A 16,339-nucleotide genomic window follows, 5' to 3' on the forward strand; every position below is an offset into this window, starting at 1 on the left:
GCTCCTAGAGATACTTGATGAGGCACCACTCGTTGCTGTTCTGCCGTCGCGTGTAGGAGACGTCGTCCATCAGGCTGCGGGCCAGGAAGAGGCCGTAGCCATGAATTTGGACATCATCGAGATCCGGCTCGACCGCGGTCGTGGGGTCAAAGGCAAGGCCGGTATCGGCTAGTTCGATCAAGAGTTGGCGCGGTTCCTGGATAAGGCGGACAACCATCGTGACGCGACCGTCAGTCGTGTTGGCGTAGGCGTGTCTGACGATGTTGGCGACAATCTCGTTGACCGCAAGCTCGATGTTGTACGCAGCAATGCGGGCGTCGTCAACTCCCTCGATCCGCGCGATGAAGGCGTCAAGGCATGCCCCCAGCACGTTGAGGTATTTGTTCGTCGCCGGCAGATCGAGTCTGAGGTCGTCAGCTTGCAGGTTCACGATGCTCCATCCTTCCCAAGCCCTTTAATAATGATCAGTGTCTGGTCGTCTTCCTGAATTTGTCCGCCCGTGAATCCATCGATCGTGTTGTATAGGCCATAGGCGATCACCTGGGCTGGCTGGTCGGCGAACTCATCCACGAGCTCGAGCAGTCGTTCGTAGCCGAACATGACCCCGTTCGGGTCACGCGCCTCGTTGAAGCCGTCAGTTGTGACGATGAGCAGCGTCCCTGCAGTAAAATCTAGCGTGTAGTCTTCGCTCAATGTCATCGGCAGGACGCCAAGTGGGATGCCGTCGCCTTCCAACAACTGTGCTCGCCCGTTCGGGGGCCGGTAGATCACTGGTGCGTGCCCGGCGTTGGCGTAGCGCATCAGTTCCTGCTCGGGTACGTACTGAGCGATGAAGGCGGTGATGAAGGAGTCGAGCAGGGTCAGGTCGTCGTACAGGTCGTTGTTGGTGCGGCTCAGTACCTTGGCTGGGGTCGGGTCTGGCATAAAGCGCGCTGCGCTGCGTGTTGCGGTGTGGACAAGGCCCATGATCATCGCCGCCGAGATCCCCTTACCGGCTACGTCGCCCAGCAGCAGCAAGAGTGGCCGATCTGGCTCGCTCACGAAGTCGTAGAAGTCGCCGCCTACCTGTAGCGCCGGACGTGAATCAGCGTAGATATCGAGCGTTGGCACGTTCGGCCGAGCCTGGGGCAACAGATGGAGCTGCACCCGCCGTGCGACGTCCATCTCGGCCTGGAGTCTTGTCTGCGCCAGGGTCTCTTGGTAGAGCAAGGCGTGCTCGATGTGGGCGCCCGCCTGCTCGGCAATGGCCCGGCCGAGCTTGAGATCCGGCGCAGTGAAGTTTCCTTCACGATTGATCAGCACAAGCGTTGCTTTCAGGCTCCCTTGAAGGTTGATTGGCAGAAAGCAAAGATTCGTGATGCCAGTGGGTAGCGTCGCCTGGGGAGTGTTGAGGATCAGGTCGGTGCCACGCTCTTCCATGATCTCCAGGTGGTTGAGTAGGCTGAGGTCGTCAATGAGCGCCGTAGGGTGATGCACAATCGTCGGTCCTACACACAGGATCGCACCCTTGACACACACCAACCGTGTCGCCTCGTTGGCCAGGTGGCGCAATGTTTCGCCGAGGCCCAGGTGACTGCGCGTCGCCTGTGAAAGGTCGTACATTGCCAGCAGAAGATCCTGGGTTTCAACCAGTTGCCCCGCCAGTTCCTCAATCTCATACTTTTGTCGGCACAGTTGGTCACGCAAGCTCGCCTCTCGGTTGGCCTGAGCATGGGGGGTTGCTATTGCTTTGTCGCGAGCTTGCTCTGTGTCCATATGTATGTATGACCTGAATGTTTCCAAGAAGAAGTTGCCGTCGGGACAGTCTCAGGGAGGGCTTGCCCTCCCTGAAAAACCACTCTGTACCCACTCAACAGTGTGCAATGTAAGTTTTCCGGCCTGCTGCCACAGGGAGTGCCGGCTTCAGCCGGCTTCCGGCCTACTGCCACAGGGAGTGCCGGCTTCAGCCGGCTTCCGCCTCAGCCGACTGAAGTCGGCACTACCGCTGTCATGCTCACGAGCTCTTTCTGAAACATGCCTTAGCGTCGAAAAGATGCGATCGCCTCGGCCTCGGTCGGAAAGATTTCGAACGCCCGGTTCATGCGCGTCAGTTCAAAGATGACCTGGACGGGTTGCTGGAGTGCGCAAAGCTTCAGGTCACCGTTCTGCTGGCGGCAGCGTTTCATCCCGCCAGTGAGGGCCGCGAGCGCACTCGAGTCGATGAAATTCACTCCCGCAAGATTGACTACAACTTGAGATGTGCGTAGCTTCCCATACCATTCCAGAATGGCAGGCGCCATGTGTGCGTCGAAGCGTCCGCTAAGCTCCAGGATAGTTACATTGCCGACGGTGCGCGTGGTGAGAGCCATAACGTATCTCTTTCTTCCGGATTAGCGGTGCCCAAGCTTAGGGAGCCTACCAGCGGTTTGACCACGTGCGGCGCGGATCGCAAGAATGTTGGCGGCGTGGATGAGGTACCACTCGACTACTTCGGTCATCGGCAGGCCGCATGCGGCCAGATAGTTCTGGGTCCCCATGGCACGCCGACGCTCTGGATCGTCGAGCAAACGGGTCAGCGCACCGGCCAGGCTCTGCGGGTCGTCTGGTGTAAAGAACTCGCCGGTGTAGCCCTCTTCAGCGATCAGTTCGGCCAGGTCTCCTAGCTGTGGTAGGACAACCGCCCGCCCGTAATTGCCGGCCTGGTGCAGCACCCCCGAACTCCCTGTGGTGCTGGTGTACGGGAAGACCACCACGCTTGCGTCTTGGAAGATCCGCGGCACGTCTTCCTCGGCGACATAACCGGTAAAGCGTAGCCCTTGCAGGTCGGCATTCGCCTGACGCACACCCTCGAGATAGCCGGGGGCGTTTGGGCTGTCGGTGCCGGCGATAACTAGTTCCAGGTCGTACCCAACATCTTGCAGCAGGCGGAAGGCCGCCACCAAGGGCTCGACCTTTTTGTAGGTGCCGAATTTGCCAAAGGTCATAATTTGCAGCGGACCCGGTGGTGCGTCGAACGTCGGTGGTGGTGCTTCGTCAAACGCACCATGGGGCGCAAGCAGCACATTGCTCACCCCATATTTCTTTTCGAGGATTTCGACATAACGCGGGATCGTCACGGCGAGCAGGTCGGCACGCAGCAAGATGCGCGTGCTCAACGTGCCGAAGGCCCTGATTACACCCTCGACCAGAGGATTGCTCCCGAAGCCGGCGCTCTTTAGATCCACCGTCTCCATAATATTGTGCAACAGCACGATCGTGGCAAGGCCAGCGGCGCGCACCATCACCGGCGCGAGCAGGCCCAGGGCGGCGGATGGCTTGGAGCTGCCGAACGAGGCAAACTGGATGTTGAATAGGACAATATCCGGAGCAAGCGAGCGGGCCGTGCGTGCGATCCTCAGGGCGTTATCAAGCGCCCCAAACCGCCAACAGGGCACGATGTGTAGCGTGGCTGCGCCGGGCTGCCAGTCGGCACCAACAGTGTATTCCTGGCCGTCGGGCAGTTCGTCGGTCAGAACGAAGATCTCTTTGACCTCGGGCTTCTGGCGCAAGAAGCGGATGAAGTGGAAGGCATACTCGTTGAGCGAGCCGGCACTGGGCGGGTAGGGTGTGACGATGGCGATACGCATGGCGTTCCTGTGTTGCTACGGCTGACACGGTGAGCACCCGTCGTGTGGCTTAGGCGTGCGCGTAGATGCCGCGCAGATCGTTCCACTTGATGCGCACAAGGTCGCGCAGGAAGCGCTGAACCTCGCGGGAGGTATCCACCTTCGAGCCGGGGGCGTCGATCCATGTGACTGGCACCTCGGCAATCTTATAGCCGATGCGATCAGCCAGGTAGAGAATTTCTAGGTCGAATGAGAAGCCGTCGATCGTCTGCGCTGCGTAGAGTCGATGCGCGGCCTCACGTGTGAAGAGCTTGAAGCCACACTGGGTGTCGCGCACCCCGATGCGGAAGAAGTGACGAACGATCCAGCGCAGCCCTCCGCTCAACGTACGCCGCAGCAGATTCTTGTGGGCCTCTTCGGTACCGCCGGCCGCACGCGAGCCAACCGCGACGTCGTAGCCATCCTGGTCGAGTTTCCGCAATAACTTGGGGAGTTCCTCGATTGGCGTTGAGTTATCGGCGTCGTCAAAGAGGATGTACCTTCCCCGTGCCTCCAGAACCCCCCGGCGCACTGCGCTGCCTTTGCCTCCATTACGCTCGGCGCGGAGCAGGCGCAGGTTGACCATCTCCAGGCTCTCGACCAGGGCAGCGGTCTGATCCCGTGAGCCGTCATCGGCGATGATCAACTCCCAGGGCAACCCCAGGCCGGTCACGTACGAAGCGACTGCCCCAATCGTCGGAATGATCCGCTCCTCTTCGTTGTAGGCCGGGATCACGATAGAGAGGTAGGGTTCATCGCTGATTGGCGTGGTTTTCCAGGTGGCATAGTCAGCATAGGTCATAGTGTCGTGCTCCAGTGCTTCCAGGTAACAAAGATCACACTGCGTCAATGACTTCTTCTGACGTAGTATAGCAAAACCCCGTGTTTTGTATAGAAGCCATAGGGTATATTGTTAGATGTTTCTAGGTACTATGTGTATCTGAGAATGATAGTACTATGGAAAACCATATGCTGTTAGCTCGTACTTCTCTTTATCTTACAAAGATCGTGTGATAGTTAGTGGAATATAGTAGTTCTAAATCACAACTGAAGGCATTGCCTCATTGTTCGCGGCTACGCCGCGAACAATGAGGCAATGCCTTCAGTTGTGATCATCAACGGACTTCGAGGAATTGCCCGGCGCACCAACCTTCGTTGCCCGCTACGCGCACTTGCCACCAGGTGTAGCCATCAAGCTCGACCGGGCCAGCAATAATCTCGGCCGCTGTCCCTGGCATAAGGATCGTCTGAACTTCATTATCGCCACTGGTGCCAGGCCGCAAGCGTAGGTTGAGTGCTCCGGCATCAGCACGCACATAGACGGTGCGCCCAAGTGCCAGTCCATCAACCGAGGTTGAGGGTGGTTCCGCAGGCGGGTCACCGGCTGGCTCTGCCTCGGTTGCATTGGTTGTCGTAGACTCAAGGGTGGCAGTTGCGACCAGGACATTCGCTGCCGTCGGTACCACAGGCTGGCTGGTGCGAATTTGCTGGAGACTGATCGAGATCACAAAACCAACCAGAAAAATACTGAGAATAATGATGATTGGCAACATCCAACCCTGCCAGCGCGCCCAGAAATCGGCCAACTGTTCGGCCCGTTCAAGGTTCGCATAGCTCGGCCCACGCTGCGCACGCAGCTCACGGGCGATGGGCAGTTCGCTTGTCGCACTACTCGGTTGGCCGGGGCGAAGCGGGCGCCGTGGTGGCTCGCCAGCAGTTTGTTGGGGCGAACGTCCGGATGCGTCTGAGGAAGAAGGCCTCGGTTGGGGCGAGCGTGCCTCTTTTGCCCCCGGCGCGGCGTGCAGCGGGATCGTTGCGCGCGGCTCTTCGGCTGCGAGCGCTTCAAGCGCGAGCGCTTGCGTGGTGCTCACCTCATCACCAGGAGCCACAACGACAATGCCATAGCGTTGCAACAACCGGGCCACCAGGCGATGATACGTCGCAATCGTTTCCGCAGTCAGCGCAAGTGACTCACCCTGCGCAACGCGGGCACGCAGGCGGTGCATGCGCCTGATACCTTCGGCTTCAGCCGGACTCAACGCGGCCTGAGGCAGCGCCTTCATCGCCTCAAGCAATTGCCCAAAGGGGGCACGCGCCTCGGGTAACGGCAACCGTAGTGCATATGATCGCAGGGCGTCTTCAAGGCTGCCATGCAAACTGAGCAAGGCCAACTCGGGTGGGCTGTGGCGTACCCGCGCCATCGCCAGGGTGTATTTATCACGGGCCGACGCCAGCAATTCCAACGGCCCGGAAGGATTCTCGTCTACAGACATATTCATGCTTGCCTTTAGGTGCGGAAACCCGCACCTTTACACGCAAAGCCTCGCAACATTGTTGTTAAACCACCAGTCTTGGCCCTGAACCTCTGTACATATAAGTACAGCCGCGTTATAATGGCGCAAGATTGTGTCAAGTCATTGTGAGGAGGCCCCTGTGAGCCAAGGAGCTAATCAGGGCGCAATTGCCCTTGTTCCGTCTGACCGTCCAATACTACGCCCGTCCGAAGATCTGCGTCCACTGCGGATTTTGCTCATCACCCCCAAAGGCCATAAAGAAGAAGCAAGCAGCCAGAAGGCGCTCTTTTCAATGGCGATCGGGGTGCTGGTAAGCATCACGCCGCCTCAGCATACGCTCGAACTGGTTGATGAGTTATTTGGCGATCCCATTGATTTCAACCAACCGTACGATCTGGTTGGCATTACCACCCGTACGATGAATGTTAATCGTGCCTATGCCATCGCGGATCAGTTCCGTCAGCGTGGCATTCCCGTCGTGCTCGGTGGGGTGCATGTCTCGTTCAATTATGCCGAGGCCAAGCCCCATGCCGATGCCATTGTCTGCGGTGAAGCCGAGCACCTGTGGTCTCACGTCTTGCAGGATGTCGCCGACGGTTGTTTGCGGCCCCGGTATGATGCGAGCGACTTTCCTCCGGTGAATGAAGTTCCGCCCCTTCATTATGCACGAATTTTTGCTGCAAGCAAACGCGAACAGGTTGACGCCCGCAAATCAATCCCGATTTATATGACCCGCGGTTGCCCCTACACCTGTGCGTTCTGTGTGACGCCCAATTTTACCGGGCGCCTCTACCGGATCCAATCGCCCGAGACAATCCGGGCCCAGATCGAAGAGGCCAAACGGGTCTTCTTCAAGCCAAGCCGGTATGGCAAGACGCCCTGGTTTATGTTTACCGACGAAAACCTGGGGGTCAATAAACAGCGCACCTGGGAGATCCTCGAGATCCTGGCTGAGTGCGATATCAAGTTTAGCAGTTTTATCAGCATTAACTTCCTCGAAGATCCCAAAACCGTCGATTTGCTCGTGCGGGCCGGCTGTCTGATGGCCCTGGTGGGTTTCGAGTCGGTGAATCAGGCGACGCTCAAGGCCTACAACAAAGGCCGCACCAATTCGGCCCAACGGTATGCCGAGATTATCACCACGTGTCGCAAAGCTGGCCTGAATATTCAGGGCAACTTTATGACCAATCCGGCCATTGATACCTACGAAGATATGCAGGCGACCGAGGATTTTGTGCGGGCCAATCGGCTCATGATGCCGATCTACTCGATTATCACGCCGTATCCTGGCACCCAACTCTACCGTGAGTATAAAGAGAAGGGGCTGATTGTTGATGAGGATTGGGACAAGTATACGGCGCACAATCTGGTGGTGCGGTGTGATACCTATGATCCGCTGGAATACCAGTTGCGTTATCTCAATCACTTCCTCGGCATGTATGCCTGGCCTGCTATTGCTACGCGGGTGGCCTTCAACCGCAACAAACTCGTCAACCTCGTCACTAGCATCCTCTTTCGGCGTAACCTGCAAGACCAGATTGTCAGCGTCAAGAGCGGCCTGCGTCGCCCGCTGCAACAAACACGCTATATCGCCGAGCCAGTCGCGAGCGAGCGTGAAGTGACCGCCGATTGAGGTGAGCTGTAACGTATGTTTGCCGCGCTGCGCATAGCCTGGTCATGGTGAGTGCAGCGCGGCATCGCCGTGCGCGATTTTGTCATGCTGGGCGCAGGATATCGAAGAAGCCATTGCCCTAACACAAGCAGTCAGGGCTCTATCTTTGTGGAACTCGTACTGGTATAATGTCAATGGAGGGTAGATTGATCTTCCGGAATTATTCCTGGCAAGGGAGCCTGGATGGAGCCTTCGCTGCATGCGTTGTTGCGGTAGCGAGTACCGGTTTATCAGAGAGGCCTTATGTACAATCACATTCTTGTTCCCCTGGATGGATCGCCGCTTGCCGAGCAGGTTCTGCCTCACGTGCGAGCACTGGCTGGTGCTGGACTGGCGTCGAAGGTGACGTTGATGCGCGCCGTTCCCCGCGAATACCCCGATGTCATTGAAGGTGCTACGAAAACCACCGAGTTCGTTGATCCGATGAAAAAGCTGCTCAACGATGCGCATTCTTATCTGTCTGACCTGATCGGTCCGCTACGTGATGAGGGTTTGCAGGTCGCGACCGAGGTCTTGATCCGTTATCCTGCCGATGCGATTCTTGAGTTTGCCGAGAGTGAAGGGGTTGATCTGATCGCTCTGGCTACGCATGGTCGCGGTGGCCTTGGCCGCTGGATCTATGGGAGTGTCACCCAGAAGATTATGCAGACGACGCCCGTTCCGATGCTGGTTGTTCGTCCCCAGGCCTGAGCATTTCGAAGCGGACGCAACCGTTGATGTCCCGATCACGATCTTTGCCGCCGATGGAACTGTCGTCGTGCAGGGCTAGGGCGATGATATCTTCTGCCGTCGCCCTAATGATTTGTAAGCATTACCTCGCCGATGATCATCCTGGATGCCCTTGAGCGTCGCCTTGAGTTAGCCGATCCACCACAGCGGATTGTCTCGTTGGTGCCAAGTCTCACCGAGTGGTTGTTCACCGTTGGAGCCGGGGCACACGTCGTCGGCGTGACTGACTACTGCAGCGAGCCAGCGGCGGCCCTGATCGGGCTGCCGCGGCTCTGCGGCACCAAGAACCCCGACCGTACCGCGATCGTGGCCCTGCGGCCCGACTTGGTGCTCGCCGACCAGGAGGAGAACCGTGAGCGCGATGTGCTGGCGCTCGCCGCCGCCGGGATCAACGTCTACGTGACCGCGATGCGCAGCGTGGCCGATGTTCCAGCGCAACTCGCCGCCCTGGCAACGGTGCTGGGGGTTAGCGCCCAGGCCGCATCGGGGCTGGAGGCGCTGTGCACCGCGATCCAAGCCGCCGCGCACCGCACCAGTCAACGCCCGCGCAAAATGCTCGCCTTTATCTGGCGCGACCCCTGGATGGCCGTAGGTGCGCAAACCTACGCAGGCGACCTGCTCCGGCTCTGCGGTGCCGAAAACCTGGCGCTTCAGTTGCCCGGGCGCTACCCGCGTGCCACACTCGAGGCTTTTCTGGCCCTTCGGCCCGAGCTGATCCTGCTGCCGAGCGAGCCCTACCCCTTTACCGAGCGTGATCGCGAGGCGTTTGCGCCCTTTGGCGAGGTACCCGCCGTACGCGACGGGCGGATCATCCTCTGTGATGGCATGGCTTTGACCTGGCCAGGGGGCCGCACAGTTGAGGCGCTGCGCGACTTCGCCGCGTTGGTGGATCAGCCCGCGACAAGCTCAACCTCGACATCTTCTGGCTCAAGGACGACAGCCTCGAAGACATTGACGCCCTGCCCGCCCCCGACCTTATCGCCGCCGAAATCGTCGAGAACCTCGAAGCGGCGCTAGAACAGTTCCGCAGCGTCGCGGCAGAACTGCAGAAGGGGTAAGGCTATGGTCATCTGCTCGCCGTGCAGGAGGGCACAAAACGCGACGACCTGGCTCAATCCACCAAGACGACCTCGGCCCGGTCGGTAATGACCCCAACGTGGCAGGCCTCGGGTACCGCCGCAAGGGCTGCGGCGACCTCTTCGGGGGCAAGCACGACGAGCATGCCAAGGCCCATGTTGAGGGCGTGATAGGCTTCGTGCTCGGCTAGGCGGCCCTGTTCGACCAGATAGGTGAAGATCGGCGGGATGGGCCACGTGCCACGCGTGATGGTCGCGCCCATGCCTTTGGGGAGGATGCGCGGCAGGTTGTCGAAGAGGCCGCCCCCGGTGATGTGGGCCAAGCCTTTCACCGTCACGGCGTTGCGTAGCGCCTCAACTTCGCGTAGATAACAACGATGCACCGCTAGCAGCGCCTCGCCGATGCTGGCGCCGCCGAGCACGGCAGGGCGGGCGGCGTAGCCATCGCGGGCAGCGATGCGCCGCGCCAGTGAGTAGCCGTTGGTGTGCAGGCCCGTTGAAGGCAACGCCAGCACCGCATCGCCCGGCGCAAGGTCGGCGCGGGGCAATAATTGGGCTCGCTCCACGACACCGACAATCGTCCCGGCCAGGTCAAAGGCCCCTTCAACATAGACATCCGGCATCTCGGCGGTCTCGCCGCCAAGCAACGCGCACCCCGTGGCGCGACACGCCGTGGCGACGCCCTCGACGATCGTGGCGATCTGGACGGGATCGAGCCGTGCCGACGCGACATAATCGAGAAAAAAGAGCGGTCGTGCGCCTTGTACAAGAATATCGTTGATACAGTGATTGACCAGATCCTGCCCGACCGTCTCGTACCGCCGAAGGGCCGTTGCGACGAGAGTCTTGGTTCCTACGCCGTCGGTACTGCTGACCAGCACGGGCTCGCGCAGGCCTTGCAGAGCGACCCCGGCATCAAAACAACCGCCAAATGCTCCCATCCCGGCCAGCACAGCCGGGCTATGGGTCGAACGTACGGCTGCGCCCATCAACGCTTTCGCCATGGTTGCAGCCGCAAGATCCACTCCCGCGTCACGATAGGTCTCAGACATCCTGGCGCTCCTCGCTGAGAGCCGTGCGCAGACGGGCAAACGCCTCGCTTTCGGCTTTGAAGACGTGTTGCACCTGGACGGTACTGATGCTCACGGCACCAATGTTGCGCAGGTGTTGGACTGCGGGCAACAACTCATCCTGGGGCACCACAACATTGACGGCATACCAGCGTGGTGCCGCCTGTTCGTCATCGAATTTGCTCCAGACCGGGGCAATCGTCGGGCCTTGCAAGCCGGCAAGTTCCATGCGGGCAGTCACTTGGCGCCCAACGCTCTCGATCGAAGCACCGGGCAGGTTGGCGGTCAACGAATAGAAAAGGCGTCCTTGCCGTCGGCCTTCGATCAATTCGAGCAACTGGCGCACCAGGGCGAGTTTGCCTTGGTCGTTGCGCAGCGTGCGCCGACTGCCCACGAGCACCGCCTGTGAGCGCAAGATCGTACCGCCGACGATCTTGAGCCGGTTATCGCGAATCGCCGTTCCTGTTTCCGTAATATCGGCAATAATATCGGCGTAGCCCAAGCCAGGGGCCGCCTCGGTAGACCCTTGCGAGTCGATCAGGTCAAAATAGTTGATGCCCTGTTGATGACAGAAACGCCGGATAATCTCGGGGTACTTGGTGGCGATGCGCAAACGCCGACCCCGCCCGCGCAACTCCATCGCCAGATCGGCAAGATCTTGCCACGAACTGACATCAACCCAGCCTTGCGGCACCGCAAAGACCAGTTCGGCTCGCCAGAAGCCAAGATCATCGTAGATCGTCAGCAAAGCGGGATCATCACCGCGCTGTTCCACCACCAGATCGTACCCTGTAATGCCGAGATCAATGCTGCCTTCGGCAACCTTTTCGACAATATCGGCAGGACGGTGGAGCAAGACTTCGGTATCAGGGAGGCCGCGGAGCGTCGCGGTATACTGGCGCGGATTCGCCCGTACGACCCGCAGGCCACAACTCTCAAGCAGGCTCAACGTCGCATCGTAGCCACGGCCCTTGGAAGGAATCGCAAATCGCAGCATGGAATCATTCACCTTGCGTCAATGCAGCCCACCAGCGTGCAGTTACCTCTGCAGGATCACTACCATAGCGGGCAAGCAAAGCTTGATAACGCTCGTGGCGTTGTTCGTAGAGGGCGATCAACTGGGCGGGATCATTGCGTTTCACGAGATCTTGCACGGCAACAACGATCCGTTCGACCGCAAGGTTCAACGCACTGCTCCCCAACGTTGCCGCCGCGGTATAGCGAGGATCACGCCCCACGACTCCACTGGTCTCTGGTTGCAGGGGCTGATCCCCAAGCCTTTCAAGGTCAACCAGATCTGGCCGCAGCGCGAGCAAGAGCGAGGTTCCCCAGAGTCCACCGTGGTCAAGCATCGCTTCGTCAACCAGGGTCAGCGGCGTGATCGCCAGGACAAGCACCTGATGCTGGTGCAGCGCACGCCGGGCTGCCTCCATCATCAACCGATCGTGGCTATAGCCATAGTGACCATTGAGCAGCACAATCACGCGCCATCCCGTGGCCGCCAACTGGCCCAGCAGATCATCGAGCACCAGATTGAGCGTCGTTGGGTTGAACGTGAGGTTTTCAGGATGCGGAATACCATCACTCGCCCAGTTCATCGTTGGCAATAAGACGCCCCCGGTACGTTGTACGGCACGTTCTGCCATCGCTTCGATGACCAGTGTATCAAGGCCAAAGGGCAGATGTGGCCCGTGCCACATCAGACTCCCCCAGGGCAGATAGATCACGGGGATGGCGGCACGGATCGCGGCGAGTTGCGCAGGATGCAGTTGATTATAGCGACCCCAGGTGGGCTTCTCGGCCATCGTGCGCTCTCCTTAGCCTGATTGGCCCATGCTCTCCAGGTCGTCGAGGCTGATCCGTTGCTCGTGATGCCGGGCCAATTCACGCCAGACCAGCGTCTGGCTCGTGCGTTCCTCGTGACCGACGATCACTACCACATCAATACCCCGGCGTGCGGCATCGCTCAGATTGCGCCCCACGGCACGCCCACGCAGATCAACCGTGACAATCATGTTCTGGGTACGCAATTGCTGCGCAACCTGTTGCGCATAGCCGTAATCATCATCGGCAACCGGAGCCACCAGGACATGCTGGCGGCGACTGAGGAGAGGCTTGAGCTTGCTGGCGGCGACAACTCGTTCGAGGCCATAGGCAAAGCCAACCGCAGGAACGCGCCCGCGCCCACCGAGGGCGGCGACCAGATCATCATAGCGCCCACCACCACACAGTTGCAGCCCGCTGGCATCATCAATCTCAAAGATCATGCCGCTATAGTAGTGCAAGCCGCGCCCCAATCCGGCCTCAATCCGAATGTGTTCGGCATCAAGCCCGTGCGCCTCGAGCAGTTCAACCAGCGCCCCCAACTCCTGGTAAGCGGGAGCTTCAAGGTTATACGCGCTGAGCATGGCGGCCATGGCCGGCATCGCGGTCGCGGGTGGACCACTGAGGCTCGTCAAGTGGGTAAGGATTGTCAGGGCGTGTTCAAGCGCCGCCTGTTCGTCGCGTCGGCGCAACTTGCGCAACAGGCGCGCCACAATCTCTTCAGGATGGCGCGTTCCCGTACTGAGGTCAAGTTCCATCATGCGGAGCGTCTGGAGCAACCAGGCGGCTGATTGGCTCTCGTCGATCCCGGGAGGCAATTCGAGCCCTGCCGGTATTTCGCTGTTATCTTCATGCAGTCGTTCGCGGATCGCCTCGGGGCCGCGGGTGCGTAGGCGATCAAGCCCCCAGACCAGAATGCCCTGCGTACGCTCAGTGAGGCCGAGTTGGGCAAGGATTTCGCGCACGAGACCGACATGCCCAATCAGCACACGGTAGTCGTTGATTCCCACGGCCTCGAGGCCGGCGCAGGCCACAGCGAGCACCTCGGCATCCGCGCGCGGGGCAGGGCCACCAATGATCTCGCCCCCGATCTGGGTAAACTGGCGGTACGTGTGGCGTTGTGGGCGTTCATAACGAAAGACCGGCCCGCTATAACTCAGCCGCAGTGGTAGGGGTTGGTCCTGCAAATGGGCCACATAAGCCCGCAAGACTGAGGCTGTCCATTCAGGCCGCAGGGCGAGGTCGCGCCCGCCAAAGCTAAACTCATAGACCTTGCCGGCCAGTTCTTCACCAAGTTTGCGCTGATAGAGATCGCGGTGTTCGATAATTGGCAGATCAACGGGTGCATAGCCATAGGCCTCAAGGATTGCCTCGATGTGCGAACGCACCCGTATGGCCTCACCCTGGGCAGCAGGAAGCAGATCACGCATCCCGCGAACGACCTCAAGCGTACCACTCACAATATCTTCCTCTTCGCTAACGCCCTCACAGCCGCAAGAAGTATAGTACGGTTAGCTTTTCAGCGCAAGGGAAGCGCTCGCTGCGTCAGGGTTGCTGCAAAGTCATCCTGATTGTCCGCAGATTACGCAGATTATAGCTTCCGCATCTGCGTAATCTGCGTAATCTGCGGACGCTATCTAACCCTACTGGGATTTTGCAACAGCCCTACTCGCTGCATCCATGCCGTCGGCGTAATATGATCTATGCTGCGCCATGCCGATGGCGCTGAGATCGTCAGGTCGAAGGTGAAACCGGTGCTCACTCGCCGTGCTGGTTATGATTATTGTCACCGAGATCACGGTGCGTAAAATGGAAAACGTCGGATGTACTCGCGAACGGTACGTTATAATACCAATGAGCGTTGGTCACCCTGCGTACACCAAGCCCCGTTGAGGCGTTGTGATGACCAGCACGGCAATCCAAAATAGTCATAAGGAGCCACCTATGAGCCGTTTGCTGGCCCGGTTGTTGCTGGCGCTGTGCCTCATCCTGGTGGGTCTAAGTTGGCCTGCGCCCAGGGTCAAGGCTGCGGTGAGCATCGTGGTTGATCCAAGTGCCGGTGATGCGGACAACAATAGTGATGGCAAGTGTTCGCTCTACGAGGCGTTGCAGGCCATTGCCGACCAGGGCGTCTACTATCAGTGCGACGCCAGCGGTTCTGGGCCATATGCGATCAGTTTCAACACCCCTGGCCCGCTTCAATTGAGCGATCCTTTGAAGGATCTGCCCAATATTAGTGCCGATCTTCTGATGATTGGCCCGGTCACGATTGTGGGACGACCCGGGGGAAGCAGCCCGATCTTTGTGATCAATGGCGGTGGCAGCCTGAGTCTTACCAACTTGACGCTGACAAAAGGCGCGCCAGCCATCCGGGTCGCCATTGGTGGCACGCTCAATGCAGCCGGGGTCAGTTTTCTTGATAATGTTGCTACCGTTGGCGATGGCGGGGCCATTCGCAGCGAGGGGGCTCTGCAGATTGCCGGGAGCCTGTTTACGGGCAATGGGGCCGACGGCAGCGATGGCGGCGGCGCGATCTGGGCGGCAGGCAGTGATCTGGCCCAGATTGCCGGGTCGATCTTTACGGGCAACCGGGCCTTGCGCAGTGGTGGCGCAATCTATGCGATCGCGCCGCTCGAACTGACCGATGTGATTCTTGATGGCAACCTGGCTTTTGCCAGCGATCCCAATAACAATGGGGTCGAGGGCGATCCCGGTGATAACTATGATGCCCAGGGCGGCGGCGCACTCTATGTGCGGAACAATGGGGCCAACCCAGATACCGCTCACCTTACCCGCGTGATCATGACCGGCAACCTGAGCCTCCGTGGCAATGGTGGTGGCTTGCACGTGAGCCCCAACAGTGCCGTCACCGTGCGTGATAGTGTGCTGAGTGGCAATATCGCTGGTTCGGCTGGCAATGATCGCCGGGGTGGGGCCGTAGCCAATTTTGGCGGCCTTACGACCATTGTGCGCAGTGTGCTGCTCAACAATCTGGTGACAGGCAGCGGCGGTGCCATTGCAAACAGTGGCGACTTTGGGCTGACCCTCGCGAATGTGGAATTGACCGCCAATGCAGCGACTGCCAATGGCGGCGGGCTGTTCAATGAAGATCCTAGCGGCGGCGCTGCTATTGTGGATCTGCGCAACGTGACGATCACCGCCAATAGTGCCGGAGGCCAGGGGGCGGCGCTGTTCAACCAGCCTGATGGTACGCTGAGGCTGGTGAATACGGCGCTGGTGGGCGGCTGCGCGGGGGGAAGCCTCACCTCGCTTGGCCATAACTTGGATGACGGTAGCAGTTGTGGATTGAATCAACCCGGCGACCTGAGTGCGACCAGCGCGAGCTTTGCTGCGCCGAGTTTCAATGGCGGCCCGCTTAGTCCGATGCTGACCAGCCGGCCAACGGGGGCCAGTCCGTTACGTGATGCGGGCGATCCGGCAACTTGTGCCAGCACCGAGGTTGATAACCAGGATGTGCGGGGTTTCAGTCGCCCTAAAGGCAACCGCTGCGATATTGGGGCTTTCGAGCTCCCGGCTCCGGCGCCGGTGACCAGCCTGACCCCGCTCCCGCCCGGGCCGCTCAATTTTGGCAATGTGACGGTGGGCAATAGCCAGCAACTGAGCATCGATTTCTCTAATACGGGCGATGCTCCGCTCACGCTGAGCACTGCCCAGCTCAGTGGGCCAGATGCAGCAAGCTTTAGTATTGCATCGAGCATCCCGCTCACGCTTGATCCGGGCACGAGTGGCAGCCTGAATCTGGGGTGTGCGCCAACGGGGATGCCCGGGCTGCGCAGTGCAACGCTGAGCTTGAGCAGTGACGACCCGGCTCAGCCGACCCTGAACTATGTCTTGAGTTGCAATGCCGTGGCCGCACCGACGCCTGGTTTTGCGAGCGACCCGGTTGCTCCTGGCCCACTTGATGTTGGTCAAGCTCTGGTGGGTGGCAGCCGCGACCGCAGCCTGAGTTTTCTTGAGATTGGCGGGGCCAGCCTGACCATCAGCGCACTCAGTCTGGGTGGGCTCAATCCCGGCGATTTTAGCCTGGTGG

Annotated in this window: 13 protein-coding genes and 2 pseudogenes; 5 read left to right on the forward strand and 10 right to left on the reverse strand. The window is 59.6% G+C overall.

Annotation, left to right across the window (positions count from 1 at the left end):
• Positions 1–4 precede the first annotated feature (4 nt).
• The 6 genes from EKD05_RS10235 to EKD05_RS10260 all read right to left on the reverse strand — a co-directional run bounded on the left by EKD05_RS10235 (position 5) and on the right by EKD05_RS10260 (position 5,902).
• Positions 5–430, reverse strand: coding sequence for an ATP-binding protein (locus EKD05_RS10235; protein ID WP_165360679.1), 426 nt, complete (start codon positions 428–430; stop codon positions 5–7).
• Positions 427–1,755, reverse strand: coding sequence for a PP2C family protein-serine/threonine phosphatase (locus EKD05_RS10240; RefSeq protein ID WP_129672338.1), 1,329 nt, complete (start codon positions 1,753–1,755; stop codon positions 427–429). The genes EKD05_RS10235 and EKD05_RS10240 overlap by 4 nt, the downstream gene beginning before the upstream one ends.
• A 263-nt stretch (positions 1,756–2,018) precedes the next feature.
• Positions 2,019–2,348 (reverse strand): STAS domain-containing protein, encoded by a 330-nt coding sequence (locus EKD05_RS10245; protein ID WP_129672339.1) that lies wholly within the window; start codon positions 2,346–2,348, stop codon positions 2,019–2,021.
• 21 nt (positions 2,349–2,369) lie between these two features.
• The gene (locus tag EKD05_RS10250; protein ID WP_129672340.1) at positions 2,370–3,605 is read right to left on the reverse strand and encodes a glycosyltransferase; all 1,236 of its coding nucleotides are present in this window, start codon (positions 3,603–3,605) and stop codon (positions 2,370–2,372) included.
• 49 nt (positions 3,606–3,654) lie between these two features.
• Positions 3,655–4,425 (reverse strand): dolichyl-phosphate beta-glucosyltransferase, encoded by a 771-nt coding sequence (locus tag EKD05_RS10255; RefSeq protein ID WP_129672341.1) that lies wholly within the window; start codon positions 4,423–4,425, stop codon positions 3,655–3,657.
• A gap of 313 nt (positions 4,426–4,738) precedes the next feature.
• Entirely contained in the window at positions 4,739–5,902 is a 1,164-nt protein-coding gene (locus EKD05_RS10260; RefSeq protein ID WP_129672342.1) for an SH3 domain-containing protein, read from the reverse strand.
• 154 nt (positions 5,903–6,056) lie between these two features.
• On the opposite strand from EKD05_RS10260, the gene EKD05_RS10265 reads away from it, so the two are divergent.
• From EKD05_RS10265 to EKD05_RS27170, 4 genes and pseudogenes are all read left to right on the forward strand, one after another.
• Positions 6,057–7,550 carry a B12-binding domain-containing radical SAM protein gene (locus EKD05_RS10265; RefSeq protein WP_240695722.1) on the forward strand — a complete coding sequence of 498 codons (1,494 nt, stop codon included), beginning with the start codon at positions 6,057–6,059 and terminating at the stop codon, positions 7,548–7,550.
• A gap of 282 nt (positions 7,551–7,832) precedes the next feature.
• The gene (locus tag EKD05_RS10270) at positions 7,833–8,279 is read left to right on the forward strand and encodes a universal stress protein (protein WP_129672344.1); all 447 of its coding nucleotides are present in this window, start codon (positions 7,833–7,835) and stop codon (positions 8,277–8,279) included.
• A gap of 132 nt (positions 8,280–8,411) precedes the next feature.
• Positions 8,412–9,098, forward strand: a pseudogene (locus EKD05_RS10275) (helical backbone metal receptor); the annotation flags it as partial.
• Between the two features lie 113 nt (positions 9,099–9,211).
• Positions 9,212–9,376, forward strand: a pseudogene (locus EKD05_RS27170) (SAM-dependent DNA methyltransferase); the annotation flags it as partial.
• A gap of 53 nt (positions 9,377–9,429) precedes the next feature.
• Here EKD05_RS27170 and purM read toward each other — a convergent pair.
• Genes purM through hisZ form a run of 4 tightly spaced genes read right to left on the reverse strand, consistent with a single transcriptional unit; the run spans position 9,430 to position 13,748 of the window.
• Positions 9,430–10,446 carry a phosphoribosylformylglycinamidine cyclo-ligase gene (purM, locus tag EKD05_RS10285; RefSeq protein WP_129672345.1) on the reverse strand — a complete coding sequence of 339 codons (1,017 nt, stop codon included), beginning with the start codon at positions 10,444–10,446 and terminating at the stop codon, positions 9,430–9,432.
• Positions 10,439–11,461 carry an ATP phosphoribosyltransferase gene (hisG, locus tag EKD05_RS10290; protein WP_129672346.1) on the reverse strand — a complete coding sequence of 341 codons (1,023 nt, stop codon included), beginning with the start codon at positions 11,459–11,461 and terminating at the stop codon, positions 10,439–10,441. The genes purM and hisG overlap by 8 nt, the downstream gene beginning before the upstream one ends.
• 4 nt (positions 11,462–11,465) lie before the next feature.
• Positions 11,466–12,269, reverse strand: a complete 804-nt coding sequence (locus EKD05_RS10295) for a creatininase family protein (RefSeq protein WP_129672347.1) — start codon at positions 12,267–12,269, stop codon at positions 11,466–11,468.
• A 12-nt stretch (positions 12,270–12,281) separates the two neighbouring features.
• Positions 12,282–13,748 (reverse strand): ATP phosphoribosyltransferase regulatory subunit, encoded by a 1,467-nt coding sequence (gene hisZ / locus EKD05_RS10300; protein ID WP_240695723.1) that lies wholly within the window; start codon positions 13,746–13,748, stop codon positions 12,282–12,284.
• Positions 13,749–14,232: 484 nt separating this feature from the next.
• On the opposite strand from hisZ, the gene EKD05_RS10305 reads away from it, so the two are divergent.
• On the forward strand, positions 14,233–16,339 hold a 2,107-nt coding region (locus EKD05_RS10305), incomplete at its 3' end, for a choice-of-anchor D domain-containing protein (protein WP_165360680.1).

The sequence above is a fragment of the Candidatus Chloroploca sp. Khr17 genome, assembly GCF_004138165.1.
GTDB lineage: Bacteria > Chloroflexota > Chloroflexia > Chloroflexales > Chloroflexaceae > Chloroploca.